Annotated in this window: 1 protein-coding gene; it reads right to left on the reverse strand. The window is 29.2% G+C overall.

Annotation, left to right across the window (positions count from 1 at the left end; translation table 11 throughout):
* Nucleotides 1-262: 262 nt before the first annotated feature.
* Entirely contained in the window at nt 263-1,171 is a 909-nt protein-coding gene (locus HM981_RS17375; protein ID WP_179340066.1) for an alpha/beta hydrolase, read from the reverse strand.
* Between the last annotated feature and the right edge of the window lie 164 nt (nt 1,172-1,335).

A 1,335-nucleotide genomic window follows, 5' to 3' on the forward strand; every position in this document is an offset into this window, starting at 1 on the left:
GTTGTGTTTATCAATCTAACGTTTTAAAATTCAGAATTCGAGTGAGATTTTTGCATTCAATTCGGCTTAAGCAACTTGTTTTTTTTGCTTAAAGTTCCGAATTTGGTTGCGCTGCGTTATTACAGTTAACGTGTTTGTGTATGGTTAGTTGCGTGGTTAAGCACCTAAGTTAGTAAACTTTAACGAACCCGTGAAAATTCCGCAGGAATTTTCGCAAGTAGGCTAGAACCTAGCAATTAATTATACACGGTGTTGGCAGTAGTTATTTTTTATATGTAAAGAGTAATCCATCATAAATAGCTCTTGATAAAATCGAATTATGATTAGCTTCTTCATATGCTTTTAGACTATAATTAAAATTATTTTTATTAAGACTTTCTATAATAGTATTCAGTTTTTCATTTGATTCGGTTGTTCTTTTAATTTCTAATTTCCCATAGCTTAAAAATAACTGATGAAATTCTGACGACTTTTTAAATTCGTCAAACAAACCTTCTTTTAGAACCTCATTTTCGTTCCAAAAAAGAGGTCCGGAAATTAAGATGTAATCATCTATAAGGTTTGGTTTTTTTTGTATTAAGTATGTACCAAAAAGTGCACCAAGTGAATGTCCTAAAAGGCCTTTTCTTTTATTTAAATTAGAATATTCTTTTTCTATAAAAGGAAATAATTTTCCAGATAGGAATTCAATAAAATTATCTGCACCACCAGTCGTTTCAGAGTTTTTTAGAACTGCATTTTCTCCAGATCCTGATTTTAATATGGGCTTAATACCTTTTGAAATTAAAGCTTTAAATTTCTTACTTAATTTATATTTAGTAGGTGTGAAATCCATGACTCTTTGTTTATTAAAGTCAAACTCGTTTCCTTCAATTGAAATTCCTATTAAAACAATATCTTCTACGTATTCAGATCTATTCAAAACATTGTACGAACCTGTGACAATATCTGATATAAACCACGCATCTAGATAATAGAGAACATTATAACTTCTCTTGTTATCATAATTAGGTGGAAAAGTAATTTTGATTAAATAATCTTGATTTTCAGATGAAATTTTGTGTGATTCGATTATGTTACTTTCTCTTATTTCTTGACCTAGGATGGGAATAATTGTCAAAATATTTAAAATGACTGTTAAGTAAAAAGTGGATGTTTTTTTCTTATTCATAATTTTAATTCAGCGATTTTTTTAAATGTGATGTCTTTATTGATAGTCAAAAAGTTAATATCTTGTACAGTTCTCTCTAATTACTGCCAACGTGGTTGTGTATGAGTTAGTTGCGTGGTTTGGCAACTAAGTTACTAAATATTTACCGAATAGAAAATCCGAGA

This window comes from Winogradskyella ludwigii, assembly GCF_013403985.1.
In the GTDB taxonomy this organism is placed as follows: Bacteria; Bacteroidota; Bacteroidia; order Flavobacteriales; family Flavobacteriaceae; genus Winogradskyella; species Winogradskyella ludwigii.